This window comes from Microbacterium oxydans, from assembly GCF_026559675.1.
Lineage (GTDB): Bacteria > Actinomycetota > Actinomycetes > Actinomycetales > Microbacteriaceae > Microbacterium > Microbacterium oxydans_D.
This window is the reverse complement of sequence record NZ_CP092891.1, coordinates 3,543,299-3,565,944: the sequence shown is the minus strand read 5'-3', so window position 1 is coordinate 3,565,944 and position 22,646 is coordinate 3,543,299. Positions and strand designations below refer to the sequence as shown.

Sequence of the window (22,646 nt, the reverse complement as noted above, 5' to 3'; positions counted from 1 at the left end):
TTTCTCACCGCCGGGCGCGCCTAGGCTGGAGGGGTGAGTTCCCGCAGCGAGTCGACGAGTCGGACTTCGGCGTATCGCGTCGCCGGGATCGTCATCCTCCTCATCGCCGCGCTGGTGGCCGTCGTCCTGGCCCTCCTCGTCGGCGGCGGTGCCAAGCCCCCGCTCCTGCAGGACCCGGGACCCCTCGTGCTGTGGGGCACTCCGGTCGCCAAGCTCGTGATGAACATCTCCGGCGCGGTCATGCTCGGCTCCCTGGTCCTCGCGCTGTTCGGCCTGCGTGCGGGCGAGCGCTCCTTCGATGCGGCGCTGAACATCGCCTCGGTCGGGGCGGCCGTCTTCACGATCTCCGCGGGCCTCGCCGGGTTCCTCGCCTTCATGGCCGCCTTCAACCCGAAGCTCAGCATCGAACGCGAGTTCGGCACGCAGCTCGGCCGCTTCCTGCTGGAGCTGCCGCTGGGCCAGTCGTGGCTCATCACGACGATCTTCGGCGCGATCATCACGGTGCTCGCATTCGCCTGGCGCTCGTGGACGCCGACGCTCATCACCGCGCTGCTGGCGGCGGCATCCTTCCTCCCGCTCGCGACCCAGGGCCACGCCGGCGACCTCGCCGGGCACAACATGGCCGTCAACTCGATCCTGCTGCACACGATCGGCGCCGCGGTGTGGCTGGGCGGGCTCCTGCTCCTCGTGCTGCTGCGCGGACGGGGCGACATCGACACCGGCCGCTTCGTCGCGCGGTACTCGTCGCTCGCCATCGCGGCGTTCGCCGTGGTCGCCGTGTCCGGCGTCACGCGGTCGATCGTGGCCGTCGGGAGCTGGGACGCGCTGTGGACGACGCCGTACGGCTGGATCGTGCTCGCGAAGGTCGTGCTCCTGGGCGGGATGGGCCTGCTCGGCGCCTGGTACCGCGCCCGCCTCATCCCGAAGCTCGAGGGTCCTCGCGCCGCGGGCTGGTTCTGGCTGCTGGTGCTGTGCGAGGTCGCGCTGATGGGTCTCGCCTCGGGGGCGGCCGCCGCGCTCGCGCGCACGCCTCCGCCCACCGGAGAGGTCGCGGCTTTCGCGCAGACCCCTGCGCAGATCCTCACCGGCGCGACCCTGCCGCCCGAGCTGACGTTCGAGCGCTGGTTCACGGCGTGGGACATCGACGTGCTCTGGCTCATCGCGGCCGGATTCGGACTGTTCCTCTACCTCGCCGGGGTGCGCCGACTGTGGCAGCGCGGAGACCGCTGGCCGATCCACCGCACCGTGTTCTGGGTGCTCGGGATGCTGATGCTCGTCTGGGTCACCGGCGGGCCGATCAACGCCTACCAGGAGTACCTGTTCAGCATCCACATGATGGGCCACATGATGCTGTCCATGGCTATCCCTCTGCTGCTGGTCTCCGGAGCGCCGATCACGCTCGCGCTGCGTGCCATCCACAAGCGCGACGACGGCACCCGGGGCGGCCGGGAGTGGATCATGTGGGCCGTGCACTCGCCGTTCGCCCGCGTGGTGACGCATCCGTTCGTCGCGGCCGCGATCTTCATCCTGTCGCTGTGGGCCTTCTACTTCACCGACCTCGTGCGCTGGTCGATGTTCGAGCACCTCGGGCACGAGTGGATGGTCATCCACTTCCTCATCTCGGGCTACCTGTTCGTGATGAGCCTGATCGGCGCCGACCCGGTGCCGTACCGTCTGCCGTACCCCGGCCGCCTGATCACCCTGATCGCCGTCATGGCGATGCACGCCTTCTTCGGTATCGCCATCATGATGCAGGAGGGCCTGATGGTCGCCGACTGGTTCGGGTCGATGGGCCGCGACTGGGGTGCGAGCCCGATGGACGACCAGTACGTGGGCGGCGGCATCGCCTGGTCGATCGGTGAGATCCCGACCCTGATCCTGGCGATCACGGTCGCGATCCAGTGGAGCCGCAGCGATACGAAGCTGCAGCGTCGACGTGATCGCCACGCGGATCGCACCGGGGATGCCGAGCTCGAGGAGTACAACGCCAAGCTCGCCGCCCTCGCCGAGCGCGATCAGCGCCGCGAGGAACGCGAAGCCCGCTGACCGCTCGCGGCCGGACGCTCAGTCGACCGGGACCTCGCCGGGGGAGCCGATCCTGATGGAGGCCTTGCCGTCGGGCAGGATCACGATCGTGCCGTTGACCTGGAACGGCACGTCCTCCGACAACTCCGTGACGGAGCCGTCGAACAGCGAGACGATCTCGACGTCGACGTGGGCGACCGCGTTCGTCGGCGGGATCTGCCACTGACCGCCGTCGGGCGTGACCGTGACCTGGGGCTGGGTGGCGATGGACCACTTCGGCGTCGACGAGATCCGGTTCGTGACGCGCAGTCCGAACGGGCAGGCGGTCGGCTGGAGCACCTCCTGCGTCGTGCACGTGGTCAGGAACTCCTCGACCTGCTGCTGCACGACGTCGACGAACTCGTCGGTCGGCGTGGTCTGCACGTCCAGCGGCGTGATCGCGAGCGGCGTGTCGGCGAGGACGCCGTGGCCGGCCGCGGTCGCGATCGGGGTGTCCACCGAGACCGAGTACAGTCCGGGCGTGAACACGAGCAGCGGCAGCGGATCGAGCGATTCGGCCGCCGGGCCGTCGGCGGAGACCTGCCGACGATCGACCTCGAAGTTGTTGACCGCGAACTGGTCCGCACCACGAACGGTGAGCTCCACGACCGCCAGCGGGCTCTTCGTGAACCGCCAGTTCGGCGTCACACCCGCCCAGCCGTCCTGCTCGATCACGAACGTGCTGGTCCCGGGGTGACCGCTCGCCTCGTAGCTGACGGTGACGGCCGTGCCACCCTCCACGGGCTTCTCGGACTCCACCTCCACATCGGTCAGCGGGGCGAGCGCGGCGTGGCGCAGCATCGCCTCGGAGGCCGCGGGGTCGATCCCCGCCTTCTCGAGCGTCTCGCGGTCGACCGCGACGCCGGGCACCCGGAGGGCGTCTGCGGCGCGGCCGGAGGAGAGCAGATCCAGGTAGCGCACCACGAACGCGGAGGGGCCGTAGAACTGCTGGTAGAGCGTGGCACCACCGGCACCGAGGGCCGCGATGAGCACCAGCCCCACGACGGCGAGCATCGACAGGTCGAGGGCCAGGCGCGCACGCCCGGAGGTACTCTTCCTGACCCGCTCCATGGCGTCAGTCTAGAAGGCGGGTCCTGAGGGGACGCCGAGCGTCGGCGGCCCGGACGGGATGCGGCGACGTAGCATGGGTGGGCGCCCCGTGTCCGTCCTCCCGCCCCTGTGAGCACCGTGTCCCTTCCCGCCCTCTCCGAGGAGCAGCAAGAGCTGTTCCGGCTGATCGAGGACACCGGCGAGCACGTCTTCATCACCGGACGAGCGGGCACCGGCAAGTCGACGCTGCTGCAGCATTTCGCCTGGAACACGAAGAAGCAGATCGCGATCTGCGCGCCGACCGGCGTCGCGGCGCTCAACGTCGAGGGCCAGACGATCCACTCGCTGTTCCGGCTGCCGATCGGCCTGATCGGCGATGCCGACATCGATCAGAACGATGCCACCCGCCGCATCCTCAACGCCATCGAGACGCTCGTCATCGACGAGATCTCGATGGTCAACGCCGATCTGATGGATGCGATCGACCGCTCGCTGCGCCAGGCGCGCGGCCGCCGCGGTGAGCCGTTCGGAGGCGTGCAGGTCGTGATGTTCGGCGACCCGTACCAGCTCGCCCCGGTGCCGCCGCGGGGCGATGAGGCGCGCTACGTGCAGGACCACTACCGGTCGTTCTGGTTCTTCGATGCGAAGGTCTGGGCGGGCACGCTGACGGGCACGGGCGCCCACGGCGTCGGCTCGTCCGACCAGGCGGGGCTGTTCGAGGTCGACACCCGTGCCGAGCTGCACGTGCGCGAGCTGGTGCAGATCCATCGGCAGTCCGACGACGGCTTCAAATCGATGCTCAACGCCGTGCGCTACGGGCGGGTGACGGCCGAGATCGCCGGTGTCCTGAACACCCAGGGTGCGCGCACCCCGCCGGAGCCGGAGCCGGGCGAGGTGCCGATGATCACCCTCGCCACCCGCAACGACATCGTGAACAAGATCAACAGCCAGCACCTGAACGCGCTGCCGGGCAAGGAGCAGACCGCCCGCGCCGAAGTGAGCGGCGACTTCGGACGCGGGGAGGCGTCTCTGCCCGCGGAGCCCGAGCTGAAGCTGAAGGTCGGGGCGCAGGTGATGTTCCTGCGCAACGACACCGCCATGTCCGGTGAGCCGCCGCGCTGGGTGAACGGCACCATCGGCACCGTGACCCGCATCCTCGGCGGTGCCGTGCGCGTCGACATCGACGGCGAGGAGGTCGACGTCGAGCCGGCGGTGTGGGAACGGTTCCGCTACGCCTACGACCAGAGCACGAAGAAGCTATCCCGCGACGTGGTCGCCGAGTTTACGCAGTTCCCCCTGCGCCTGGCCTGGGCCGTCACGATTCACAAGTCGCAGGGCAAGACCTACGAGCGCGCGATCATCGACCTCGGCTCCGGAGCGTTCGCGCCGGGTCAGACCTATGTGGCGCTGAGCCGGCTGACCTCGCTCGAGGGGCTGTACCTGTCGCGGGCGCTGCGTCCCCGCGACATCCGGGTGGATGAGGACGTGCGCCGCTTCATGCGCGAGGCCTGGCTCGCCGCGTCGACCCCGGAGCTGCCGAAGAGCTGAGCTGCGCGCCCTCGCTCAGGCGGCGGCGCGCGCCCGGTCGAGGTCTTCGAACAGCTCGGTGTTGAACCGGTAGGCCAGCAGCACCTCGTCGATCACGCGCTCGCGCTCGGCCTCGTCCCACGGAGCGGCGTCGAGCTGCTCGCGGTACACGTCCTTGAACGCGGCCGGGTCGGCGATGTCGTCGAACAGGTAGAAGCCGATGCCGTTGGTCTCGAAGCCGAAGCGACGGGCCATCACGCGGCCGATGAAGATGCCGCCGGACAGGTCGCCGAGGTAGCGGGTGTAGTGGTGCGCGACGAAGCCGCCGGCCCACGTGGCCCCGACCTGACGGATGCGGTCGACGTAGCGCTGCGTGGTGGGGAGCGCGACGATCTGCTCGCGCCAGTCGGCACCGAGCAGGAACTCGAGGTCGGCCTCGAGGGCAGGCAGACGCGTGAGCTTGTCGCTGATGAACACCGCGGCCACGGGGTCCTGGCGCATGCGCTCGCCGGCGCTCTCGAGCGCCTCGTAGATGAAGTAGTGCTGGGCGACGAGCGAGATGTAGTCCTCGCGGGAGCCCTCGCCCTTCAGGAGGTCGGACATGAAGCCGGCGGTCTCGCTGCGGGAGTGCGATCCGGACGAGCGCTCGCGCAGGGCGGCGGAGAAGGAGAGGATCTCGGGCATGACTTCAGTGTAAGGCTCGCCTTACCTCATGCGAAAGTCGAAAGATCCGGCCCGCCGCTCTCCGCGGTCATCCGGGCTCGTTCAGGCGTGCGGGCGGGGCTCGACGCCGAGTCGTGCGCACGCCGCGTCGTACAGGGCGACGACCTCGCGACGGACAGCGGGACGATCCGAGATCGGACCGCCGGGCCACGGCACGTGCAGCTCGGAGGACTGCCCCGCCACGGTGATCTCCCACACGCCGCCGTCGCCGTCGAACCCCGTCATCACGGAGTCCGAGATCTCGGAACCGGCGGGCTCGGCGAAGGCGCGGGCGATCAGGAGGTTGTCATCGGTGTGGTCGCCGTTCATGTGGCGGAGGACCGCGGCGATCACGTCGGCGTCGAAGATATGGGGCACGATGACACCCTACGCGGGCCGCGCGGAGCCCGGCACGGTGCCGACTTTCAGGATCCGCGTTCTAGACTCGGGAGACACATCCTCGGGGGTACCTTCATGCAGCTTCTCTCGTCGCGCCGCTGGCGCGCCGCTGCGGCCAGTGCGGCCGTGCTCGCTCTCGTCCTCACCGGATGCTCCTCCGAAGACTCCTTCACCTACACTCCACCGGCCCAGGTCGACGGTGCGCTGCCCGACGACATGGTCGCGACCATGCAGTCCGCGGTCGACAACGCGCTCGCCGCGTCCGGTGCGTCCGGAGCGATCGTCGGGGTCTGGGCGCCGTGGAGCGGGAGCTGGGTGACCGCGGTCGGCACGCAGGATCGCGACGGCGGGGGCGAGCTGACCACCGACATGTCGTTCCGCATCGCCGACGTGACCCGGCTGATGACGTGCGACGTGCTCTACGCGCTCGCCGACGAGGGCACGGTCAAGCTCGACGCCCTCGTCCCGAAGTACGTCTCCGGCGTCGGCAACACCATGAAGGACATCACCCTCCTCGACCTGTGCAACGGCACGAGCGGCGCCGGATCCTCCGAGGCAACCGTCAAGTCGGCCTGGATGAACACGCCGGAGCGCGTCTGGGCTCCCCTGGAGCTGGCCGGCTACGGGCTCTCGCGGCCCGGTGTCGCGCCGCACACCACCTACCGCGACTCCGACGCGGGGTACCTCATCCTCGGCCTCGCCCTGGAGCGCGCCTCCGGCCTGACGGCGTCCGAGCTCATCGCGAAGTACGTCACGGACCCGCTCGATCTGGCCGACACGTCGCTTCCCGACCCGGCGCCCGCGGCACCCGGTGCCGATCCGATGAAGGGGCACTACATGCCGGCCGTCGAGGGCGGATTCACCTGCGCCGCCCCGGTCGACATCAGCAAGATCTCCTCCACCACCGGCTACACGGACTCCGGCGTCGTGTCGACCATCAACGACCTCGGCCGCTACATCCAAGCGGAGGCGCAGCAGGCGCTGCGCACGAAGGAGAAGCCCGACCGCTTCGGCACACCGCTTCCGGCCAGCGCGAAGAGCCCCTCCTGGTATCAGGCGACCGGCGGCGCCTATCTCGTGGGCTCGATGATCGGCCAGCACGGCTGGGTTCCCGGCTATGCCACCTCGGCGTACTCGGATCCGGCGACGGGATTCACGGTGGCCGTCGTGCTGAACGACTCCACCATGGGGTCGCGGTTCGCCCAGCAGCTCTCCTGGGAGCTCGCGGCGATCGCATCGAAGGCGCCCGCCGCGTCCGGCCAGACCGCTCCGGAGTTCGGCCTTCCGTTCACGGCGGAGCAGTACCACAAGGGGATCACGGACTCCGCGCTCGCCTGCGTCCCGCCGGCGGGGTGATCAGCGGCTGACCGGAGAGACGCCGGTCGGCGGAAAGGCGGCGACGATGGCGATCATCGACAACGCGATCTACGTGGACGGCGTCCGCACCGAGAATCCGCAGAGCCTGAGCGAGACCTTCGAGCGCATGCGGGAACGCGGCGGGATGAGCTGGATCGGCCTCTACCGGCCCAGCGAGGAGGAGATCCGCGAGGTCGCCGACGAGTTCGGCATCCACGCGCTCGTCGTCGAGGACGCCCTCTCCGGCCATCAGCGCTCCAAGCTCGAACGCTACGGCGACGTGCTGTTCATGGTGCTGCGCCCGGCCCGCTACCTCGACGATGTCGAGGAGGTCGAGTTCGGCGAGGTGCACGTGCTCGTCGGCCCCGACTTCGTGGTGACGATCCGGCACGCCGAGTCGCCAGACCTCGGACGCGTGCGACGCCGCCTGGAGGGTGACCCCGGCCTACTCGCGCACGGCCCCGAAGCGGTGCTCTACGCCATCCTCGACGAGGTCGTCGACGAGTACGCGCCGGTCCTCGCCGGCCTCGAGAACGACATCGACGAGATCGAGAGCCAGCTGTTCGAGGAGGACACCGACGCCACGCAGCGCATCTACGACCTGGGCAGGGAGGTCATCGACTTCCAGCGGGCGACGCAGCCCCTGTCCGGGATGCTGGAGGCACTGCTGCGCGGATCGGACAAGTACCGGGTGAGCGAGGAGCTGCAGCGGTACCTGCGCGACGTGCTCGATCACACGCTGCGGGTCAGCGACCGCGCCACGACCTTCCGCACGGTGCTCGACAACGCCCTCACGGTCGAGTCGACGATCGTGGCCCGTCGCCAGAACGAGGAGATGCGGCGGATGACGGAGCTCAGCATCCGCCAGAACGACGAGGTCAAGAAGATCTCCGGGTGGGCGGCCATCCTGTTCGCCCCCACGCTCGTCGGAACGATCTACGGCATGAACTTCGACCACATGCCCGAGCTGCACTGGCTGCTCGGCTATCCCATGGCGGTCGGCATGATGGTCGCGCTGGGCTTCGCCCTGTACGCGGCGTTCAAGCGCAAGGGCTGGCTGTAGCCGGACTCAGTCCTCGGGATCGGCCTCGGGCATGCCGGGACCGGGTCCCGGTCGCACCGGCGCCTCCGGAGCGATGTCGATGCGCGTGTTGCCCTCGTGCTCGGTGACCTCGATGCGGGGCGCGGCGTCGGCCTCGGTCGCATCCGGTGCGGAGGTCAGCTGATCGTGACGCTTCTCGGCGCTCGTCATCTCCTCGTCGGGCGTGTGCTCAGGCGTGCTCATGGGACTCCTTCTGGTTGTCGACGGGGTCGCCGTCGGGGTGGGTGTTCCGCTTCTCGGCGTGCTTCCTGCCCCAGCGCGCCAGCACGTACAGCACGCCGCCGACCGCGATCAGGATCGCGCCGAAGAGCCACACGACCGGCCGCTGCTGGGTGAGCAGCAGGATGCAGGAGGCGACGCCGAGCACCGGGACGAAGGTCCACACGCGGAAGTGGTCGTTGTCGACGTGGTCCCGGCGCAGCACCAGGACCGAGACGTTCACGCTGAGGAAGACGACGAGCAGCAGCAGGACGACCGTCTCGGCGAGCGTGGCCAGGTCGCCGACGAGCGTCAGACCCATCGCGACGAGCGTGGTGGTGAGGATCGCCACCCACGGGGTCTTCCGCTTCGGGAGCACGCGACCGAGGCCCGCGGGCAGCAGACCCTGCTCGGCCATGCCGTAGGTGAGGCGGCTGACCATGATCATCGTCAGCAGGGCGCCGTTCGCGACGGCGACGAGCGCGATGAGGCTGAACAGCCAGGAGGGGATGCTGACCCCGGTCGCCTCGACGACGGCGAGCAGAGGGCCGCTCGACTCCTGCAGCTCGGAGGGAGGCAGGGCGATCGAGCTCGCGAGTCCGACCAGGACGTAGACCGCTCCGGCGGTGGCGAGGGCGCCGAACAGTGCGCGCGGGTAGGTGCGACGCGGGTCCTTCACCTCTTCGATCATGTTCGCGGAGGTCTCGAAGCCGACGAACGAGTAGTACGCGATGACCGCGCCGGAGAGCACGGCCACGGCGACGCTCGTTCCCTCCGGTGCCTCGGCCACCCGGGAGAGGTCTCCGCCTCCGCCGCCGACGAAGATCGCCACCACCGCGACGACGATGACCAGTCCGCTGAGCTCGATCGCCGTCATCACCAGGTTCGCACCCATCGACTCGCGGATGCCGCGGGCGTTCAGCAGGGCGACGACCGCGAGGAAGACGATCGCGACCGGGATGGTCGGCAGGTCGATGAACGTGCTCAGGTAATCGCCCGCGAAGGCGATGGCGAGCCCGGCGGCGCTCGTCACTCCGGCCGCGAGCATGCTGAACCCGACGAGGAACGAGACGAGGGGACTGTGGAACGCCCGCTCCGCGAAGACGGCGGCGCCTCCGGCGCGCGGGTACTTCGTCACGAGCTCCGCATAGGAGCCGGCGGTGAGCAGCGCGAGCAGCAGGGCCAGCAGGAGGGGCGCCCACAGCATCCCGCCGACCTTCGCCGACAGCACCCCCATCAGGGCGTAGATGCCGGCGCCCAGGACATCGCCGAGGATGAAGGCGAACAGGAGCGGCCCGGTGATCGCTCTGCGCAGCCGGGTCGGATCATCGGCGCGCGGCGCGGTCTCTGTCATCACTCCTGCACGCTACGGGCGCGCGCGAGAACCGGCCACGGGGTTGACATCCTCGCCCCGCACCCGGGTCGCCCATTGCTCCGGCGGGGCATCCGTGATTTGATCCGGAGCATCGTGAGCACGCACACCGTCTTCAATCAGGCCCCGCCGCGCGTCGACGTCGACGAGTTCGGGGCGAACGTCGCGCTGGTCGAGGCGGTGCAGCAGCAGGGTGCCGGCTGGGCGGCCGAGAGTCTGCACGGGATCGGCCGTCGCGTCGGATCCGCCGACTTCCAGGACGATGCCCGGCGGGCGAACCGGCACGAGCCCGTCCTGCACACGCACGATCGCTGGGGCGAGCGCTGGGACGAGGTCGAGTATGACCCGGCGTACCACCGGGTGATCGGCGCGGCGGTCGCCGACGGGGCGCACACCGCTGCGTTCGCCGCCCCGCGTCCCGGTGCGAGCGCGGCCCGGGCGGCCACCTTCATGCTCTACGCGCAGATCGAGCCGGGGCATGCCTGTCCGGTGTCGATGACGCACTCCGCCGTGCCCGTGATCGCGCAGCATCCGCAGCTCGCGGCGGAGTGGATGCCGCGACTGCTGTCGCGCGACTACGACCCCGCGCTGCGCCCGGGCAAGCCCGGCGCGCTGTTCGGCATGGCGATGACCGAGAAGCAGGGTGGCTCCGACGTGCGGGCGAACACCACGTCGGCGGTCGCGCTCGGCGGCGGGCGGTATGCGCTGACGGGTCACAAGTGGTTCTGCTCCGCGCCGATGTCGGACGCGTTCCTGGTGCTCGCGCAGGCGCCGGGCGGGCTGTCGTGCTTCCTGATGCCGCGACTGCGGGAGGACGGCACGCGCAACGGGCTCCGGTTCCAGCGCCTGAAGGACAAGCTGGGCAACCGCTCGAACGCCTCCAGCGAGGTGGAGTACGAGCAGGCCGAGGCGACGCTCATCGGGGAGGAGGGGCGCGGGGTGCGCACGATCATCGACATGGTGACGCGCACGCGGCTCGACTCGATGCTCGGCTCTCTCGCCGGGATGCGGCAGGGGGTCGCCGAGGCCGCCTGGCACGTGCGGCACCGCGCCGCGTTCGGGCGCACGCTGATCGACCAGCCCGCGATGACCGCGGTGATCGCCGACCTGCAGCTCGAGGTCGAAGCCGGCACCGCGGTGGCGATGCGGCTGGCGCGCGCCTACGACGACGACGCCTCGACGCAGGAGGTGGCCTTCCGTCGGCTCGCGACCGCGGTGATGAAGTACTGGGTGTGCAAGCGCGCTCCCGCTCACGCCGCCGAGGCGCTGGAGTGCCTGGGCGGCAACGGCATCACCACGGACTGGCCGCTGGAGATGCGCTACCGCGAGCAGCCCGTCATGGCGGTCTGGGAGGGATCGGGCAACGTGATCGCGCTCGACGTGCTGCGCGCGATCGCCCGGGAGCCCGAGTCCCTGGCGGCGTTCGATGCCGAGGTGTCGACGGTGCGGGGAGCGGATGCGCGCTTCGACGTGCACCTGATGCACACCCGGGCGCTGATCGCGGAGCTCGAAGATGATCCGATGCCCGAGCTCGCGGCGCGACGGCTCGTCGAGGCTCTCGCACTCACGCTGTCGGCGTCGCAGCTGCTGCGGACCGCACCGGCCGAAGTCGCCGAGGGGTTCATCGCCGCCCGCCTCGGAGGAGTGCCCGGCTTGTTCGGAGCGCTGCCGAGGGGCGTGGACATCGCCGCGATGGCAGCGCGCGCCTAGGGTTCAGGGAATTCACAGAAATTCCGCGCGGCTCCCGATATTCCGGTGTACGCACCGATAGCGTCAGTGCCGCAAGGCGGGTGCGTCGGCCGGGGTGCGCGGGCGGACGGGTGGCCGCCTCATCGAATCCCCAACGAAAAGAGCACTCTCATGACCGGTACCGCACGTAAGGCGCTCGCAGAAGCGATCGCCACCTTCCTCTTCGTCCTCGCGATCATCGCAGCGGTCAACAGCGGCAGCCCGCTGACGCCGCTCGCGATCGGCTTCACCCTGATGGTGCTCGTGTACTCGACGGGTCACATCTCGGGCGCCCACCTGAACCCGGCCGTCTCGGTCGGTGTGTTCTTGCGCGGCGGCCTCAGCGTCGTCGACTTCGTCGCCTACCTCATCGCCCAGTTCGTCGGTGGCGCCGTGGCCGCGCTCGTCGCGCTCGCCGTCTGGCCCGCCGGTGAGAAGGCCATGGTCATCGAGGTCGGCCCCGCGTTCCTCGTCGAGGCGCTCTTCACGCTGATCCTCGTGTGGGTCGTGCTCAACACCGCCACGTCGAAGGACACCGCGGGCAACTCGTTCTACGGCCTCGCGATCGGTGCCACCGTGTTCATCGGTGCGGCGACCGTCGGCTCCATCTCGGGCGGCGGATTCAACCCGGCCGTCGCGCTCGGCCTGTCGGTCAGCGGCCACTTCGCATGGAGCTCGCTGTGGCTCTACATCGTCGCGCCGGTCGTCGGTGCCGTGATCGCCGCGATCCTGTTCCGTCTGCTGAACACGGACGACGCCAAGAAGATCGCGGCGGCGGAGTAACCCTCCCCGCACGCACGAAGCGCCGTACCCTCCTCGGAGGGTGCGGCGCTTCTGCATCTGCCGGTGCGGTCAGCCGACGGGAACCCGTGCGGTCAGCCGACGGGAACCGCGGTGGTCGGTGTCGACTCCGGCTGCTGCGCTCCCGCAGACCGGCCGCGGGCCGCCGCGATGATCATCACGACGAGGGCGACGGCCGTGAGGATCGCGCCCATCCAGATCGGGGAGGTGTAGCCGAGGCCCGCCGAGATGCCGACACCGCCGGCCCAGGCGCCGAGGGCGTTGCCGACGTTGAAGGCGCCGATGTTCGCACCGGAGGCGAGCGTGGGCGCTCCGCCGGCGTACTGCATGACACGGCTCTGCAGGCCGGGTACCGTGCCGAAGCCGAAGCCGCCCATGAGGAACAGGGCGACGATCGTGGCGATGCCGGACTGGGCAGACACCGCGAACAGGGCGAGGACGACGACCAGGGCGCTGATGAAGATGACCAGCGTGCGGTCGATGGCGCGGTCGGCCAGGCGTCCGCCCAGCCAGTTGCCGAGCACGAGGCCGGCGCCGAACAGCACGAGAAGCCACGGCACGGCCGAGGTCGCGAAGCCGCTGACCTCGGTGAGCGTGTACGCGATGTAGGTGAAGGCGCCGAACATGCCGCCGAACGCGAGGATCGTGACGACGAGCGAGAACCACACCTGACCGGAGCGGAAGGCGGCCAGTTCCGTGCGGAGGCTGACCTGCGCGGTCGGGCGGGGGAGACGCGGGACGAGTGCCGCGATGCCGATGAAGGCCAGCACGCCGATGCCGGAGATGGCCCAGAAGGTCGAGCGCCAGCCCAGCTCCTGGCCGAGGAAGGTGCCGAACGGGACCCCGAAGACGTTCGCGGCCGTGAGACCCGTGAACATGATCGCGATGGCGCCGGCCTTCTTCTCGGGGGCGACGAGGCCCGCCGTGACGACCGATCCGATGCCGAAGAACGCGCCGTGGCAGAGGGCGGCGATGATGCGGCCCAGCATCGCGACGCCGTAGTCGTCGGCGAGGGCGGTGAGGACGTTGCCGATGATGAACAGCACGATCAGGCCCAGCAGGACGGGCTTCTTGGGCAGCCGGGTGGCGGCGGCGGTGAGGACGAGGGCGCCCACGACGACCGCGAGCGCATAGCCGGAGATGAGCCAGCCGGCGGCCGACTCGGTGACGCCGAAGTCGCGGGCGACCTCGGGGAGCAGGCCCATGATGACGAACTCGGTGAGTCCGATGCCGAACGCCCCGATGGCGAGGGCGATCAGTCCTAGAGGCATGACGATTCTCCTGGTACATTGAAGGGGATACTTGCAGACGCGGCATATTGCGCGTCGAAGGACAATGATTGCACACGCAAGTATACAGCGCAAGCAACTATCTCGGAGGATGGCCATGGGTATCGGTGACGACGCGGTCGAGGTGCGTGCGCAGGGCTGGCGGACGCTCGCGGCTCTGCACGGCCTGATCGAGACCGCGCTGGAGCGCAGCCTGGCCGAAGCCGTCGAGCTCTCCGTGGTCGAGTACACCGTCCTGGACGCGCTCGACCGGCAGGACGGGTGGCACATGCGCATGCAGCAGCTCGCCCGCGCCGCCGCCCTGAGCCCCAGTGCCACCACCCGCCTGGTGAACCGCCTGGAGGACCGCGGACTCCTGACGCGGATCCTCTGCGCCGACGACCGGCGCGGCATCTACACCGAGCTCACCCCCGCGGGCCGCGAGCTCTACGAACGTGCGCGTCCGATCCACGACGCGGCTCTCGAGCAGGTGCTCGAGGATGCGGCCGCCCAGCCCGAGCTGGCACCCGTGGTGGACGCGCTGCACGGCGTCGCGCTGCCTGCGCTCGCCGCGGGCTGAGTGCGCGCGATGGACGACGCCTCCGCGCCGGTGCCGCACCGCACGCTCCTGGTCGGCTACGGCAAGCTCGCGGCACGTCTGGCCCCGCGTCTCCTCGAGGCCGGAGGCGAGGTCATCGCGCTGCGTCGGAGCGACGGCCCCCTCCCGGCGGGCGCGGCGGGCGTCCGCGCCGACCTCGCCGTTCCCCCGGTGCCGCCGCTGCCCGCGGTCGACGCGATGCTGGTGACGCTGCCGCCGGGCGAGACCGCATCCGCGTACCGGGAGGCCCTGACGCATCTCGCGCACGCCCTCCCGGTCGTCCCCGCGCGCACCGTGTTCGTGTCGTCGACCGGCGTCTTCGACGGGGCGGGCGCGGGGCAGCCGCTGACCGAGCAGGATGAGCCGGCGCCGACGACCGAGCGCTCGCGGGGGCTCCAGGATGGCGAGCGGGCGGCGGTCGAGATCTTCGACGCCGTGATCGTGCGACCGGCGGGGATCTACGGGCCGGGTCGTGACTTCCTCCTCCAGAAGGTGCGCGAGGGGGCGCCGAGCAATCACCGACGGCGGACGAATCGCATCCACGAGACCGACCTCGTCCGCGCCCTGGAGCTGCTGCTGCGGATGGACGACCCGCCGCGACTCGTGCACGCGGTGGACGCGGCGCCGGCTCCGCTCGGTGACGTGGTCGGCTTCATCGCGCGGACACTGGGCGTCGAGGTCCCGGCCGACGACGCCTCCGCGGAGCCGAGCGGGTTCGTGTACGACGGGGCGCTGCTGCGCTCTCTGCTGGGCGAGCTGGAGTATCCGACGTACGAGACCGGGTACGCGGAGATGATCGCCGCATCCGGCCGCACGGACGCCGGGCACCCGTAGCCTGGGGGCATGACGACTTCCCCCGCACGCACGGCCGTCGAGGTCGTCGACTGGAGACGACGGGTCTTCGCCCTCTATGCGGCCGTGCGCCTCGCCGACTCGCCCGAGGACGCGCACGAGCTCTGGCGGATCGAGCGGGACGAGCTGATGCTCCGGCATCCGGCGACCGCGCTCCTGCCCGAGGACCGGCCGCTGTTCGAAGGGCTGCCGATCTCGTCGTACGACCCGGAGTGGCGCTTCGAGCTGCCCATCCTCCCGGCCGAGCCCGGCGGCTTCGACTTCGAGACGGGGACCGACGGCGTCGTGCCGTTCGAGCGGATCGGCAGGGTCGAGATCCCGGATGCGGGCTCGCTCGACGTGTGGCGCCTGAAGTCCTACGGCGGAGGTCTGTTCATCCCGGTGCGGGACGCGCTCGCCGGGCGACCCGGCGGGACCTACGGCGGCGGCCGCTACCTGATCGACACGATCAAGGGCGCCGACCTCGGCTCCGACGCCGAGCGCGGCACGATCGTGCTCGACTTCAACTTCGCCTACAACCCCTCCTGCGCCTACGACCCCGCGTGGGCGTGCCCGCTCGCGCAGCCCGGCAACGTCCTCGACGTGCCGGTGCCGGTGGGGGAGATGTACGGCGGCTGATCGGATCGGGGCGCTCGACGGTCCGAGTGCGGCGGCGGGTCAGTCGGATCCGCGCGTCGCGAAGTCGGGCCGGTAGATCCACTTCACGGTGTCGACGAAGCTGATCGTCTCGGTCTCGGTCACGCCGGGGACGGCGCGGATCGACATCACGAGGTCGAGCAGGTGCTCGTTGTCCGTGGCCATCAGCTCGGCCATGAGGTCGTAGTGCCCGGTGGTCGTCACCAGGTAGTAGACCTCGTCGATCGCGGAGATGGCCTCGCTCACCTCGTGTACACGGTGGTCCACGCGGACGCCGACGAGCGCGGACTGCGCGTAGCCGTGGGTCTGGGGGTGGGTCATCGCCCCGATCGTCACGACGCGCTCGTTGAGAAGGCGCTGGATCCGCTGTCGCACCGCCGCGTGCGAGAGGCCGACGGCTCCGGCCATCTCGGTCACCGAGCGGCGACCGTCCTCCTGCAGCAGGCGGACGAGCTTGCGGTCGAGCTCGTCCAGCTGTGCGGGGACGAGTCCGTGGAATTCACCGGATCGCATCGGTGGGTGCTCCTCTCGTGCGGCCTGTCGGCCCGCTGTCAGCGTACTGGAAACCGTCAATCTCATCGCCGACATGGCGCGTGGCAATCAAATTGACGGTCAGGCCTCCGTCAATATCCTAAAATCGTTGCAGTCCGAACGAGTCGCCGCTATATTCGTGTCCAGACAGATCTTCGACGATGAAATCAGCGGTTCAAGGAGTTCGTGATGAGCAAAATCACGGTAGTGCAGGCCGGGCGTCTGCTCGACGGCACGGGGCAGGCGATCGACGACGCGACGATGGTCGTGCGCGACGGCACGATCGAGGCGGTCGGACCGCGCGGCAGTGTGGCCGTTCCGCCGGACGCCGAACGGGTCGACGCCGGTGACATGACCGTCATGCCGGGCCTCATCGACTGCCACACCCACCTCGGCGGAGCCTCATCGCCCAACTACACGACCTGGGTCGTGGAGGACGACCTGCGCCAGGCGATCCTCTCCGGACAGCAGATGCGCGCGCTCATGGAGCACGGCGTCACCACCATCCGCGACATCTCCCGCAACGGGCTCCGTCTCAAGTGGGCCGTCAACAACGGGCACATGGAGGGTCCGCGCATCGTCGCCTGCGGACCGGGCCTGTCGCGCACGGGCGGCCACGGCGATGCGCACAACCTGCCGTGCGACATGATCCAGCGCAGCCACCCGTGGGCCATGCTCGCGGACGGGCCGGAGGAGCTGCGCAAGTCGGTGCGGCTGCTCAACCGGATGGGCGCCGACGCCGTCAAGATCTGGGCGACCGGCGGCGGGATGTGGGACAAGGAGCTCGAGACCGACCAGCACTACGACTTCGAGGAGCTCTGCATGGTCGTCCGCGAGGCGGCGATGGTCAAGATCCCCGTGCTCGCCCACGCCGAATCGCTCGCCGCCGCGAAGGACTGTCTGCGCGCCGGCGTCGCGACTCTCGAACACGGCGAGGAGCTCGACGACGAGTGCCGCCGGATGATGGTCGAGAACGGCGTCATCCACGTCCCCACCCTGCAGCTGTTCCTCGGGCCGTGGTTCGACGAGTACCCGCCGCCTCCGCGCGAAGGCCTCGAGAACTACCGGGGCGACACCATGGTGGAGAAGGAGAAGAACCGCGTCGCCGACAACTTCACGGCCTCCCGCCTCGCCGGGGTCACGATCGCCGTCGGCAGCGACAGCTTCTCGAGCATCGACGTCCCCTACGGCGCATCGACGCTCTCCGAGGTCCACACCATGGTCGAGACCGGCATGCCGGAGTCCGACGCCATCGTCGCCGCCACGCTGAACGGGGCCAAGGCGCTGCGGGTGGACCACCTGACCGGATCGCTCGAGGCGGGCAAGGCCGCCGACTTCCTCGTCGTCGACGGTGATCCCCTGGACGACATCCGCTCCCTCGCCCAGGACCGCCTGCGGTATGTTCGCCGCGGCGAACAACTGTGGCTGGACGAGCTCACCCCGCACCGCTCACCCACTCGCTGAAACGCCGAACCCGAGGACGATGATGACCCCGACAGCCCCCTCAGCACCGCACGCCCCCGCCCAGGCCTCCGAGCCGCAGACCCTCCGCCGCGCAGGCCTCGGCACCGCCGACCTCGTGTTCTTCGTCGTCGCGGCCGCCGCCCCGCTCACCGTGGTCGCGGGGGTCGTGCCGCTGGCGATCCGCACCGGCGGGGAGTCGGCGGCGTACGGCTATCTCGTCCCCGCCGTCGTCCTGATCCTCTTCGCCGTCGGCTTCACGGCGATGAGTCCGCGGATCAAGAACGCGGGCGCGTTCTACTCGTACATCACCCACGGCATCGGCAAGCCGTTCGGCGTCGGCTCCGCGCTGCTCGCCGTCGTGTCGTACAACGCCATGACGATCTGCCTGATCGCGGGGTTCGCGGTCTATGCGCAGAACATGCTCGCGTCGCTGTTCGGGCTGAGCGTGAACTGGGTGATCCTGGCGGCAGTCGCCGTGATCGGGATCGCCCTGCTCGGGTACTTCAAGGTGACGCTCGGCGCCAAGGTGCTGGGCATCGCCCTGGCGCTCGAGGTCGCGGTGCTCGTGATCTACGAGGCGTTCATGCTCGGTCAGGGTGGCAGCGGCGACATCGCGGAGACGGTCGCGATCTTCAACCCGGCCGTGATGGCCGACCCCGGCTTCGGCGCGATGCTCGTGCTCACCGCCGGCGGGTTCATCGGCTTCGAGGCCACCGCGATCTATGCGGAGGAGGTCAAGGACCCGAAGCGCACGGTGCCGCGCGCCACCTACATCGCGATCGCCTTCCTCGGCGTCTTCTACACCTTCTCGGTGTGGTGCATCTTCGCCGCCTACGGCACGCAGGGAGCGCTGGACGCCGCCGCGAGCGACGACGTGGCGCTGCTGACGTTCACCTCGATGGAGCAGTTCGTCGGACCGTGGCTGTCGGACTTCTCGCAGCTGCTGCTCTGCACGAGTGCGTTCGCGGCCGCGCTCGCCTTCCACAATGCCGCCTCTCGGTACCACTTCACCCTTGCCCGCGAAGGCATCCTGCCGCGGGGCGTCGCGAGGATCAGTCGCGCCCACGGATCGCCCGTCGGCGGAGTGGCGCTGCAGATCGCGATCTCGGTGGTGGTGCTCGGCTTCGCCGCCGTCGCCGGTGCGGATCCCTACCTCGTGGTGTTCCTGTGGTCGGCCGCTCCCGGTGTGCTCGGCATCCTGCTGCTCGAGGGGATCGCCGCGATCGCCGTCGTCGCGTTCTTCCTCCGCGACCGGCACGGGCACAGCGTCTGGCGCGTGCTCGTGGCGCCGGTGCTCGCCGCGATCGGACTCTTCGTCTTCGTCGGTCTCAGCGTCTCCCAGCTGGAGCTGCTGACCGCGGCCGAACCCTTCGTGAACGCCCTCCTGCTGATCCCGATCCCGCTCGCCCTGGTGGCGGGAATCGTGATCGCGCTCGTCCTCCGCGCCCGCCGCCCGGAGCGTTACGCCGCCCTCAACACCGTCGACGTCGAGGCCGACACCGACGTCGAGGCCTGAGTCGTCGCTCCGGGGGTCCGCCGAACTCCTGGACGCGGGAAGTGCGACGTCTTGCCGTGACGGCGGACAGATGGTTCTCTTAGCTGGCTCAGTCCAGTGAGGAGACGACGTGACCCGACCCGAAGAACTCTCCGACGACGAGCGGAAGCGCCTGACCGCCGAGCTCGCGCAGATCGAGGAGCAGCAGGCGGAAGCGCTCGAGGAGGGCTTCCGCCTCGGGGGCGGGCTGGGCAATCACGAGTACCGGGCGGGACTCGAGGAGCGCGCCGAGACGCTGCGCCGACAGCTGGGCCATACGTCCGCTCAGCCGCCGAGGAACACGGCGGCTGGTCGCGGGTGGGTCGGGTGGGCGATCCTGGTCCTGGCGTGCGTCGCGGTCGTCGTGACCCTCTGGCTGGTCGGGGGCGGACTCTCCTGACACAGCCGCAGGAAGCAGCCGCGGATTGCCGGCGTGGACGTCACATGTGGAGGGGCTGACGGGAATCGAACCCGCGCTGTCTGCTTGGGAAGCAGAAGTTCTACCATTGAACTACAGCCCCGCACCCGCATCCGAGGAGCGGGAGAAGGCCAGCCTACCGGGCAGTCGCCTGTCGGCCAAAGCCGCGGGGCGCGCGGAGCCTGTGGCAACTAGGCTGGTGCCGTGCTTCTCAGCGACCGCGACATCAGGGCAGAACTCGCATCCGGCCGCATCGGCCTCGAACCGCATGAGCGGGAGATGATCCAGCCGTCGAGCATCGACGTGCGCCTGGACCGCTACTTCCGCCTGTTCGACAACCACAAGTACCCGTTCATCGATCCGTCGGTGGACCAGCCCGAGCTCACGCGACTGATCGAGGTCGACCCGGAGGAGCCGTTCATCCTGCACCCCGGCGAGTTCGCCCTCGGTGCGACCTTCGAGCAGGTCACGCTCCCCGACGACATCGCCGCCCGCCTCGAGGGCAAGTCGTCGCTCGGACGCCTCGGATTGATCACCCACTCGACGGCCGGCTTCATCGACCCGGGGTTCACGGGACACGTCACGCTCGAGCTCGCCAACGTCGCGACCCTGCCGATCAAGCTGTGGCCGGGGATGAAGATCGGGCAGCTCTGCTTCTTCCGGCTCACCTCGCCCGCCGAGAACCCGTACGGCTCCGGCCCCTACGGCAACCGCTACCAGGGGCAGCGCGGCCCGACGGCCTCCCGCTCGTTCCAGAATTTCCATCGAACGGACGTCGGCGTCACCGACGTCGGAGCAGTCGGAGGCTGAGATGAGCGATGTCAGCGGCACGTCCCCGGAAGAACCCGTCGTCCCCGACGAGACGGTGGTCCCGGACGAGCCGGTGATCCCGCCCGCCGACGTCGTCATCCCGCCACCTCCGCCCGAGATCCCGATCCCGGACGGCCTGCTCGCCCCGCCGCCCTCGGAGATCCCGTCGGACGACGACGCCCTGCCGCCGCCTCCGCCCGCGACGCGTCGCGGAGCCGACCGTCCCCGTCCGACGCCCGCCATCCTCGAGGGCGAGCAGCCCGCCGCCGTGGCCGACGACTGGGCGCAGCCGTCGGTCGCACCCGAAGTTCCGACCTCCGGCGGCTACCGCGTGCTCACGGTCGTGATCTTCGCGTTCCTGTTCCTGCTGCTCGTCGCCGCGATCGTGGTCGGCGTGTACCTGCTGAACACGACGACCTTCCCGTTCGCGGGCGCCGAGGTGTCGCCGTTCCCCCTCGCGCAGTCGCTCTGATCACCGGAGCTCCGGCTCCGACGCCTGCCTTCAGCTCGCGCTGACCGCCAGGAGGAACCAGGCGGAGTGCGGAATCCACTGCTCCGCCCACCGCCACGAGTCCGGTCCCTCGGCCGTCTCGGGCGTCAGGAACGCGATGCCGTTCTCGTCGTCCGGATGGCTCGTGATGCCGTTCACGATCCCGCCCGGCAGGTTCGGGAAGTCCGGCGAGTACTCGACGTTGTTGCGACCGCGTCCCTGCAGCATGCACACGTCGAACGGGTTGCGGCCGAGCACCCACTGCACCTGGTCGGCCGCGAAGCGCCGCAGACGTGCGGCGAGCCCGGGTGCGCACTCCGGCAGGTCGGCGACGGCGAGGGCAGCGAACGCCAGCGATCCGAGGTTCGCGTTCTCGCCCTGCCACCAGTACCCGGTGTCGTTCTCGTGCGGGAAGAAGAAGGACTCGCGCACCTCGCTGCCGCGTGGCTGCACCCGCTGACGGGGGTAGCCGAACGGGTTGGCGACCGCGTCCGTACGGCGCAGCAGATCCTGCATGACCACGACCGCCAGCTCGCGGGCCGCGTCGCCGTGCCGTGCGCCGGCGACGACGTCGGCGTAGCGCAGCAGCGCGATCACGGGCAGGCCCGCTTCGACCGCGGAGAAGAACGGTCGCCCGTCCTCCCAGGCCTCGAACCACCCGGGCTCGTCCCCGGAGGTGCGATAGCGGTCGAGCAGGGCGGCGGCCCGACGGTCGGCAGCCTCGGTGAATCGAGCCGCGTCGACGGCGTCCGCTGCCGCCACGAGCTCGGAGGCGGCGAGCAGCGCGCAGTAGTCGTCGACGACCGACTCCGAGCTCGCGGTGAGCGCCCCCGACTCCAGGTCCAGGCCGAACAGGTACTCGGCGTTGTGCGCCTCGAGGTCGTCGAAGGCGCCGATCGCCGCCGCGAGGTACTCGGCGTTCGTGAAGTCGCCGTGCTCCTGCTCGCGTGAGGCCCGTGCCAAGGCCGCGATCGCGAGACCGCCGCCACCGCGGTACGACGCCCGGTAGCGGTCGGTGCGCACGCACTCCGGCAGCGGGGCGTTGATCACCCGCTCCTCGAGGTTCTTGGTCAGCGCATCGAAGATCCCGCTGTAGAAGGCGCCGTCGGGCGTGCGGAAGCGCACCAGGAAGTCCGCGCCGAAGAGCGCCTCGTCGCGCAGTCGGGCACCCAGCGCGCGATGGAAGCGCGGATGCCGTGCGGCCAGCTGATCGCGCGTCTCCAGGAACGACCACGCGCACAGCGGGATCTGCTGCGGGCTCATGGTCGGCGAGTAGGTGAGGTGGCTGAGGAACTTGCTGGTGTCGCCCGACGCATCAAGCCAGCCGCCACGGGCGTCGACGGTGAAACCGGAGTCGTCGCCGTAGCGGAGGGCCGCGGCATCCTTCCGCTCGATCTCGCCGCTGGAGCGCCCCGCCTTGAACGCGAACAGGATGTCCGAGAGGGTGCCGGCCGCGAGCCGCTCCTCGCCGATCGTGAAGGTCGGAGACGACACCACCTCGTCGCCGACGGCGGCGACGAGCAGATAGCGCCCGGGCTCGTCGACGTGATCGAAGTCCACCCGGGAGTAGGCGCCGGTCCGCCAGGCGTCGACGGCCGTCGCCGGCCGGGCCTCGAGGCGGAGGCGGGAATCGTCGTCGAGCGACAGCAGCTCCACGTGCGGCGTCGCGCCGGCGTGCGGCAGCTCGACGAGCGCGGACTTCGGTGCCCCGGTGTCGTAGCCGAGGTGGGTGGTGAGGATGCGCAT

22 protein-coding genes and 1 tRNA gene are annotated in these 22,646 nt (G+C 70.1%); 14 read left to right on the top strand and 9 right to left on the bottom strand.

Annotated features, from left to right (window positions below; translation table 11 throughout):
• The first annotated feature begins 33 nt into the window (after positions 1-33).
• Positions 34-2,046, top strand: a complete 2,013-nt coding sequence (locus MME74_RS17225) for a cytochrome c oxidase assembly protein (protein ID WP_267416340.1) — start codon at positions 34-36, stop codon at positions 2,044-2,046.
• Between the two features lie 18 nt (positions 2,047-2,064).
• Here MME74_RS17225 and MME74_RS17220 read toward each other — a convergent pair whose 3' ends face one another.
• A complete protein-coding gene (locus tag MME74_RS17220; RefSeq protein WP_267416339.1) occupies positions 2,065-3,135 on the bottom strand; it encodes a hypothetical protein in 1,071 nt (356 codons plus the stop codon).
• A 117-nt stretch (positions 3,136-3,252) separates the two neighbouring features.
• Here MME74_RS17220 and MME74_RS17215 point away from each other — a divergent pair, with 117 nt between their 5' ends.
• Positions 3,253-4,662 (top strand): ATP-dependent DNA helicase, encoded by a 1,410-nt coding sequence (locus MME74_RS17215; RefSeq protein WP_267416338.1) that lies wholly within the window; start codon positions 3,253-3,255, stop codon positions 4,660-4,662.
• Positions 4,663-4,677: 15 nt separating this feature from the next.
• Here the strand turns inward: MME74_RS17215 and MME74_RS17210 are convergent, their stop codons facing one another.
• Positions 4,678-5,325: a heme oxygenase (biliverdin-producing) gene (locus tag MME74_RS17210; protein WP_267416337.1), complete on the bottom strand. Its 648-nt coding sequence runs from the start codon at positions 5,323-5,325 to the stop codon at positions 4,678-4,680.
• 81 nt (positions 5,326-5,406) lie between these two features.
• A complete protein-coding gene (locus MME74_RS17205; RefSeq protein ID WP_267416336.1) occupies positions 5,407-5,721 on the bottom strand; it encodes a DUF2470 domain-containing protein in 315 nt (104 codons plus the stop codon).
• A 96-nt stretch (positions 5,722-5,817) separates the two neighbouring features.
• Here MME74_RS17205 and MME74_RS17200 point away from each other — a divergent pair, with 96 nt between their 5' ends.
• Together MME74_RS17200 and corA are read left to right on the top strand one after the other, a co-directional pair.
• On the top strand, positions 5,818-7,098 hold the full coding sequence (locus tag MME74_RS17200) for a serine hydrolase domain-containing protein (RefSeq protein WP_267416335.1): 1,281 nt from the start codon (positions 5,818-5,820) through the stop codon (positions 7,096-7,098).
• Positions 7,099-7,144: 46 nt separating this feature from the next.
• On the top strand, positions 7,145-8,161 hold the full coding sequence (gene corA, locus MME74_RS17195) for a magnesium/cobalt transporter CorA (protein ID WP_267416334.1): 1,017 nt from the start codon (positions 7,145-7,147) through the stop codon (positions 8,159-8,161).
• Between the two features lie 6 nt (positions 8,162-8,167).
• Here the strand turns inward: corA and MME74_RS17190 are convergent, their stop codons facing one another.
• Positions 8,168-8,383 (bottom strand): multidrug transporter, encoded by a 216-nt coding sequence (locus MME74_RS17190; RefSeq protein WP_267416333.1) that lies wholly within the window; start codon positions 8,381-8,383, stop codon positions 8,168-8,170.
• Positions 8,370-9,752, bottom strand: a complete 1,383-nt coding sequence (locus tag MME74_RS17185) for an APC family permease (RefSeq protein WP_267416332.1) — start codon at positions 9,750-9,752, stop codon at positions 8,370-8,372. Before MME74_RS17185 ends, MME74_RS17190 begins: the two co-directional genes overlap by 14 nt.
• Before the next feature lie 114 nt (positions 9,753-9,866).
• On the opposite strand from MME74_RS17185, the gene MME74_RS17180 reads away from it, so the two are divergent.
• Positions 9,867-11,480, top strand: coding sequence for an acyl-CoA dehydrogenase family protein (locus tag MME74_RS17180; RefSeq protein ID WP_267416331.1), 1,614 nt, complete (start codon positions 9,867-9,869; stop codon positions 11,478-11,480).
• Between the two features lie 150 nt (positions 11,481-11,630).
• Positions 11,631-12,281, top strand: coding sequence for an MIP/aquaporin family protein (locus MME74_RS17175; RefSeq protein ID WP_267416330.1), 651 nt, complete (start codon positions 11,631-11,633; stop codon positions 12,279-12,281).
• A 92-nt stretch (positions 12,282-12,373) separates the two neighbouring features.
• On the opposite strand, the gene MME74_RS17170 is transcribed toward MME74_RS17175, so the two are convergent.
• Positions 12,374-13,570 (bottom strand): MFS transporter, encoded by a 1,197-nt coding sequence (locus MME74_RS17170; protein WP_267416329.1) that lies wholly within the window; start codon positions 13,568-13,570, stop codon positions 12,374-12,376.
• Between the two features lie 115 nt (positions 13,571-13,685).
• Between MME74_RS17170 and MME74_RS17165 the strand changes: the two genes are divergently transcribed.
• The 3 genes from MME74_RS17165 to MME74_RS17155 are packed head-to-tail and all read left to right on the top strand — an operon-like array spanning position 13,686 to position 15,635.
• Complete coding sequence (locus MME74_RS17165) at positions 13,686-14,147, top strand: MarR family winged helix-turn-helix transcriptional regulator (RefSeq protein WP_105525993.1); 462 nt, start codon at positions 13,686-13,688, stop codon at positions 14,145-14,147.
• A gap of 9 nt (positions 14,148-14,156) precedes the next feature.
• On the top strand, positions 14,157-14,999 hold the full coding sequence (locus MME74_RS17160) for a sugar nucleotide-binding protein (RefSeq protein ID WP_267416327.1): 843 nt from the start codon (positions 14,157-14,159) through the stop codon (positions 14,997-14,999).
• A gap of 9 nt (positions 15,000-15,008) precedes the next feature.
• Positions 15,009-15,635: a DUF1684 domain-containing protein gene (locus MME74_RS17155; RefSeq protein ID WP_267416326.1), complete on the top strand. Its 627-nt coding sequence runs from the start codon at positions 15,009-15,011 to the stop codon at positions 15,633-15,635.
• A gap of 39 nt (positions 15,636-15,674) precedes the next feature.
• Here the strand turns inward: MME74_RS17155 and MME74_RS17150 are convergent, their stop codons facing one another.
• Positions 15,675-16,166, bottom strand: a complete 492-nt coding sequence (locus tag MME74_RS17150) for an Lrp/AsnC family transcriptional regulator (RefSeq protein WP_267416324.1) — start codon at positions 16,164-16,166, stop codon at positions 15,675-15,677.
• 207 nt (positions 16,167-16,373) lie between these two features.
• On the opposite strand from MME74_RS17150, the gene MME74_RS17145 reads away from it, so the two are divergent.
• From MME74_RS17145 to MME74_RS17135, 3 genes are all read left to right on the top strand, one after another.
• Positions 16,374-17,648, top strand: a complete 1,275-nt coding sequence (locus MME74_RS17145) for an amidohydrolase family protein (RefSeq protein ID WP_267416322.1) — start codon at positions 16,374-16,376, stop codon at positions 17,646-17,648.
• A 22-nt stretch (positions 17,649-17,670) separates the two neighbouring features.
• Complete coding sequence (locus MME74_RS17140; RefSeq protein WP_267416321.1) at positions 17,671-19,164, top strand: APC family permease; 1,494 nt, start codon at positions 17,671-17,673, stop codon at positions 19,162-19,164.
• Between the two features lie 109 nt (positions 19,165-19,273).
• Entirely contained in the window at positions 19,274-19,582 is a 309-nt protein-coding gene (locus tag MME74_RS17135; protein ID WP_267416320.1) for a hypothetical protein, read from the top strand.
• Between the two features lie 47 nt (positions 19,583-19,629).
• On the opposite strand, the gene MME74_RS17130 is transcribed toward MME74_RS17135, so the two are convergent.
• Positions 19,630-19,703, bottom strand: a tRNA-Gly gene (locus MME74_RS17130).
• Between the two features lie 101 nt (positions 19,704-19,804).
• Here MME74_RS17130 and dcd point away from each other — a divergent pair.
• Entirely contained in the window at positions 19,805-20,410 is a 606-nt protein-coding gene (gene dcd / locus MME74_RS17125) for a dCTP deaminase (protein WP_267416319.1), read from the top strand.
• 1 nt (position 20,411) lies between these two features.
• Complete coding sequence (locus MME74_RS17120) at positions 20,412-20,882, top strand: hypothetical protein (protein ID WP_267416318.1); 471 nt, start codon at positions 20,412-20,414, stop codon at positions 20,880-20,882.
• 30 nt (positions 20,883-20,912) lie between these two features.
• Here the strand turns inward: MME74_RS17120 and MME74_RS17115 are convergent, their stop codons facing one another.
• A complete protein-coding gene (locus MME74_RS17115; protein ID WP_267416317.1) occupies positions 20,913-22,646 on the bottom strand; it encodes a glycoside hydrolase family 9 protein in 1,734 nt (577 codons plus the stop codon).

Bases quoted from the DNA above. Each gene is read 5' to 3' on its own strand.
- MME74_RS17220 (WP_267416339.1), bottom strand. From the start codon at position 3,135: ATGGAGCGGGTCAGGAAGAGTACCTCCGGGCGTGCGCGCCTGGCCCTC.
- MME74_RS17210 (WP_267416337.1), bottom strand. From the start codon at position 5,325: ATGCCCGAGATCCTCTCCTTCTCCGCCGCCCTGCGCGAGCGCTCGTCC.
- MME74_RS17200 (WP_267416335.1), top strand. From the start codon at position 5,818: ATGCAGCTTCTCTCGTCGCGCCGCTGGCGCGCCGCTGCGGCCAGTGCG.
- corA (WP_267416334.1), top strand. From the start codon at position 7,145: ATGGCGATCATCGACAACGCGATCTACGTGGACGGCGTCCGCACCGAG.
- MME74_RS17190 (WP_267416333.1), bottom strand. From the start codon at position 8,383: ATGAGCACGCCTGAGCACACGCCCGACGAGGAGATGACGAGCGCCGAG.
- MME74_RS17185 (WP_267416332.1), bottom strand. From the start codon at position 9,752: ATGACAGAGACCGCGCCGCGCGCCGATGATCCGACCCGGCTGCGCAGA.
- MME74_RS17175 (WP_267416330.1), top strand. From the start codon at position 11,631: ATGACCGGTACCGCACGTAAGGCGCTCGCAGAAGCGATCGCCACCTTC.
- MME74_RS17170 (WP_267416329.1), bottom strand. From the start codon at position 13,570: ATGCCTCTAGGACTGATCGCCCTCGCCATCGGGGCGTTCGGCATCGGA.
- MME74_RS17165 (WP_105525993.1), top strand. From the start codon at position 13,686: ATGGGTATCGGTGACGACGCGGTCGAGGTGCGTGCGCAGGGCTGGCGG.
- MME74_RS17160 (WP_267416327.1), top strand. From the start codon at position 14,157: ATGGACGACGCCTCCGCGCCGGTGCCGCACCGCACGCTCCTGGTCGGC.
- MME74_RS17155 (WP_267416326.1), top strand. From the start codon at position 15,009: ATGACGACTTCCCCCGCACGCACGGCCGTCGAGGTCGTCGACTGGAGA.
- MME74_RS17150 (WP_267416324.1), bottom strand. From the start codon at position 16,166: ATGCGATCCGGTGAATTCCACGGACTCGTCCCCGCACAGCTGGACGAG.
- MME74_RS17145 (WP_267416322.1), top strand. From the start codon at position 16,374: ATGAGCAAAATCACGGTAGTGCAGGCCGGGCGTCTGCTCGACGGCACG.
- MME74_RS17140 (WP_267416321.1), top strand. From the start codon at position 17,671: ATGACCCCGACAGCCCCCTCAGCACCGCACGCCCCCGCCCAGGCCTCC.
- MME74_RS17120 (WP_267416318.1), top strand. From the start codon at position 20,412: ATGAGCGATGTCAGCGGCACGTCCCCGGAAGAACCCGTCGTCCCCGAC.
- MME74_RS17115 (WP_267416317.1), bottom strand. From the start codon at position 22,646: ATGCGCATCCTCACCACCCACCTCGGCTACGACACCGGGGCACCGAAG.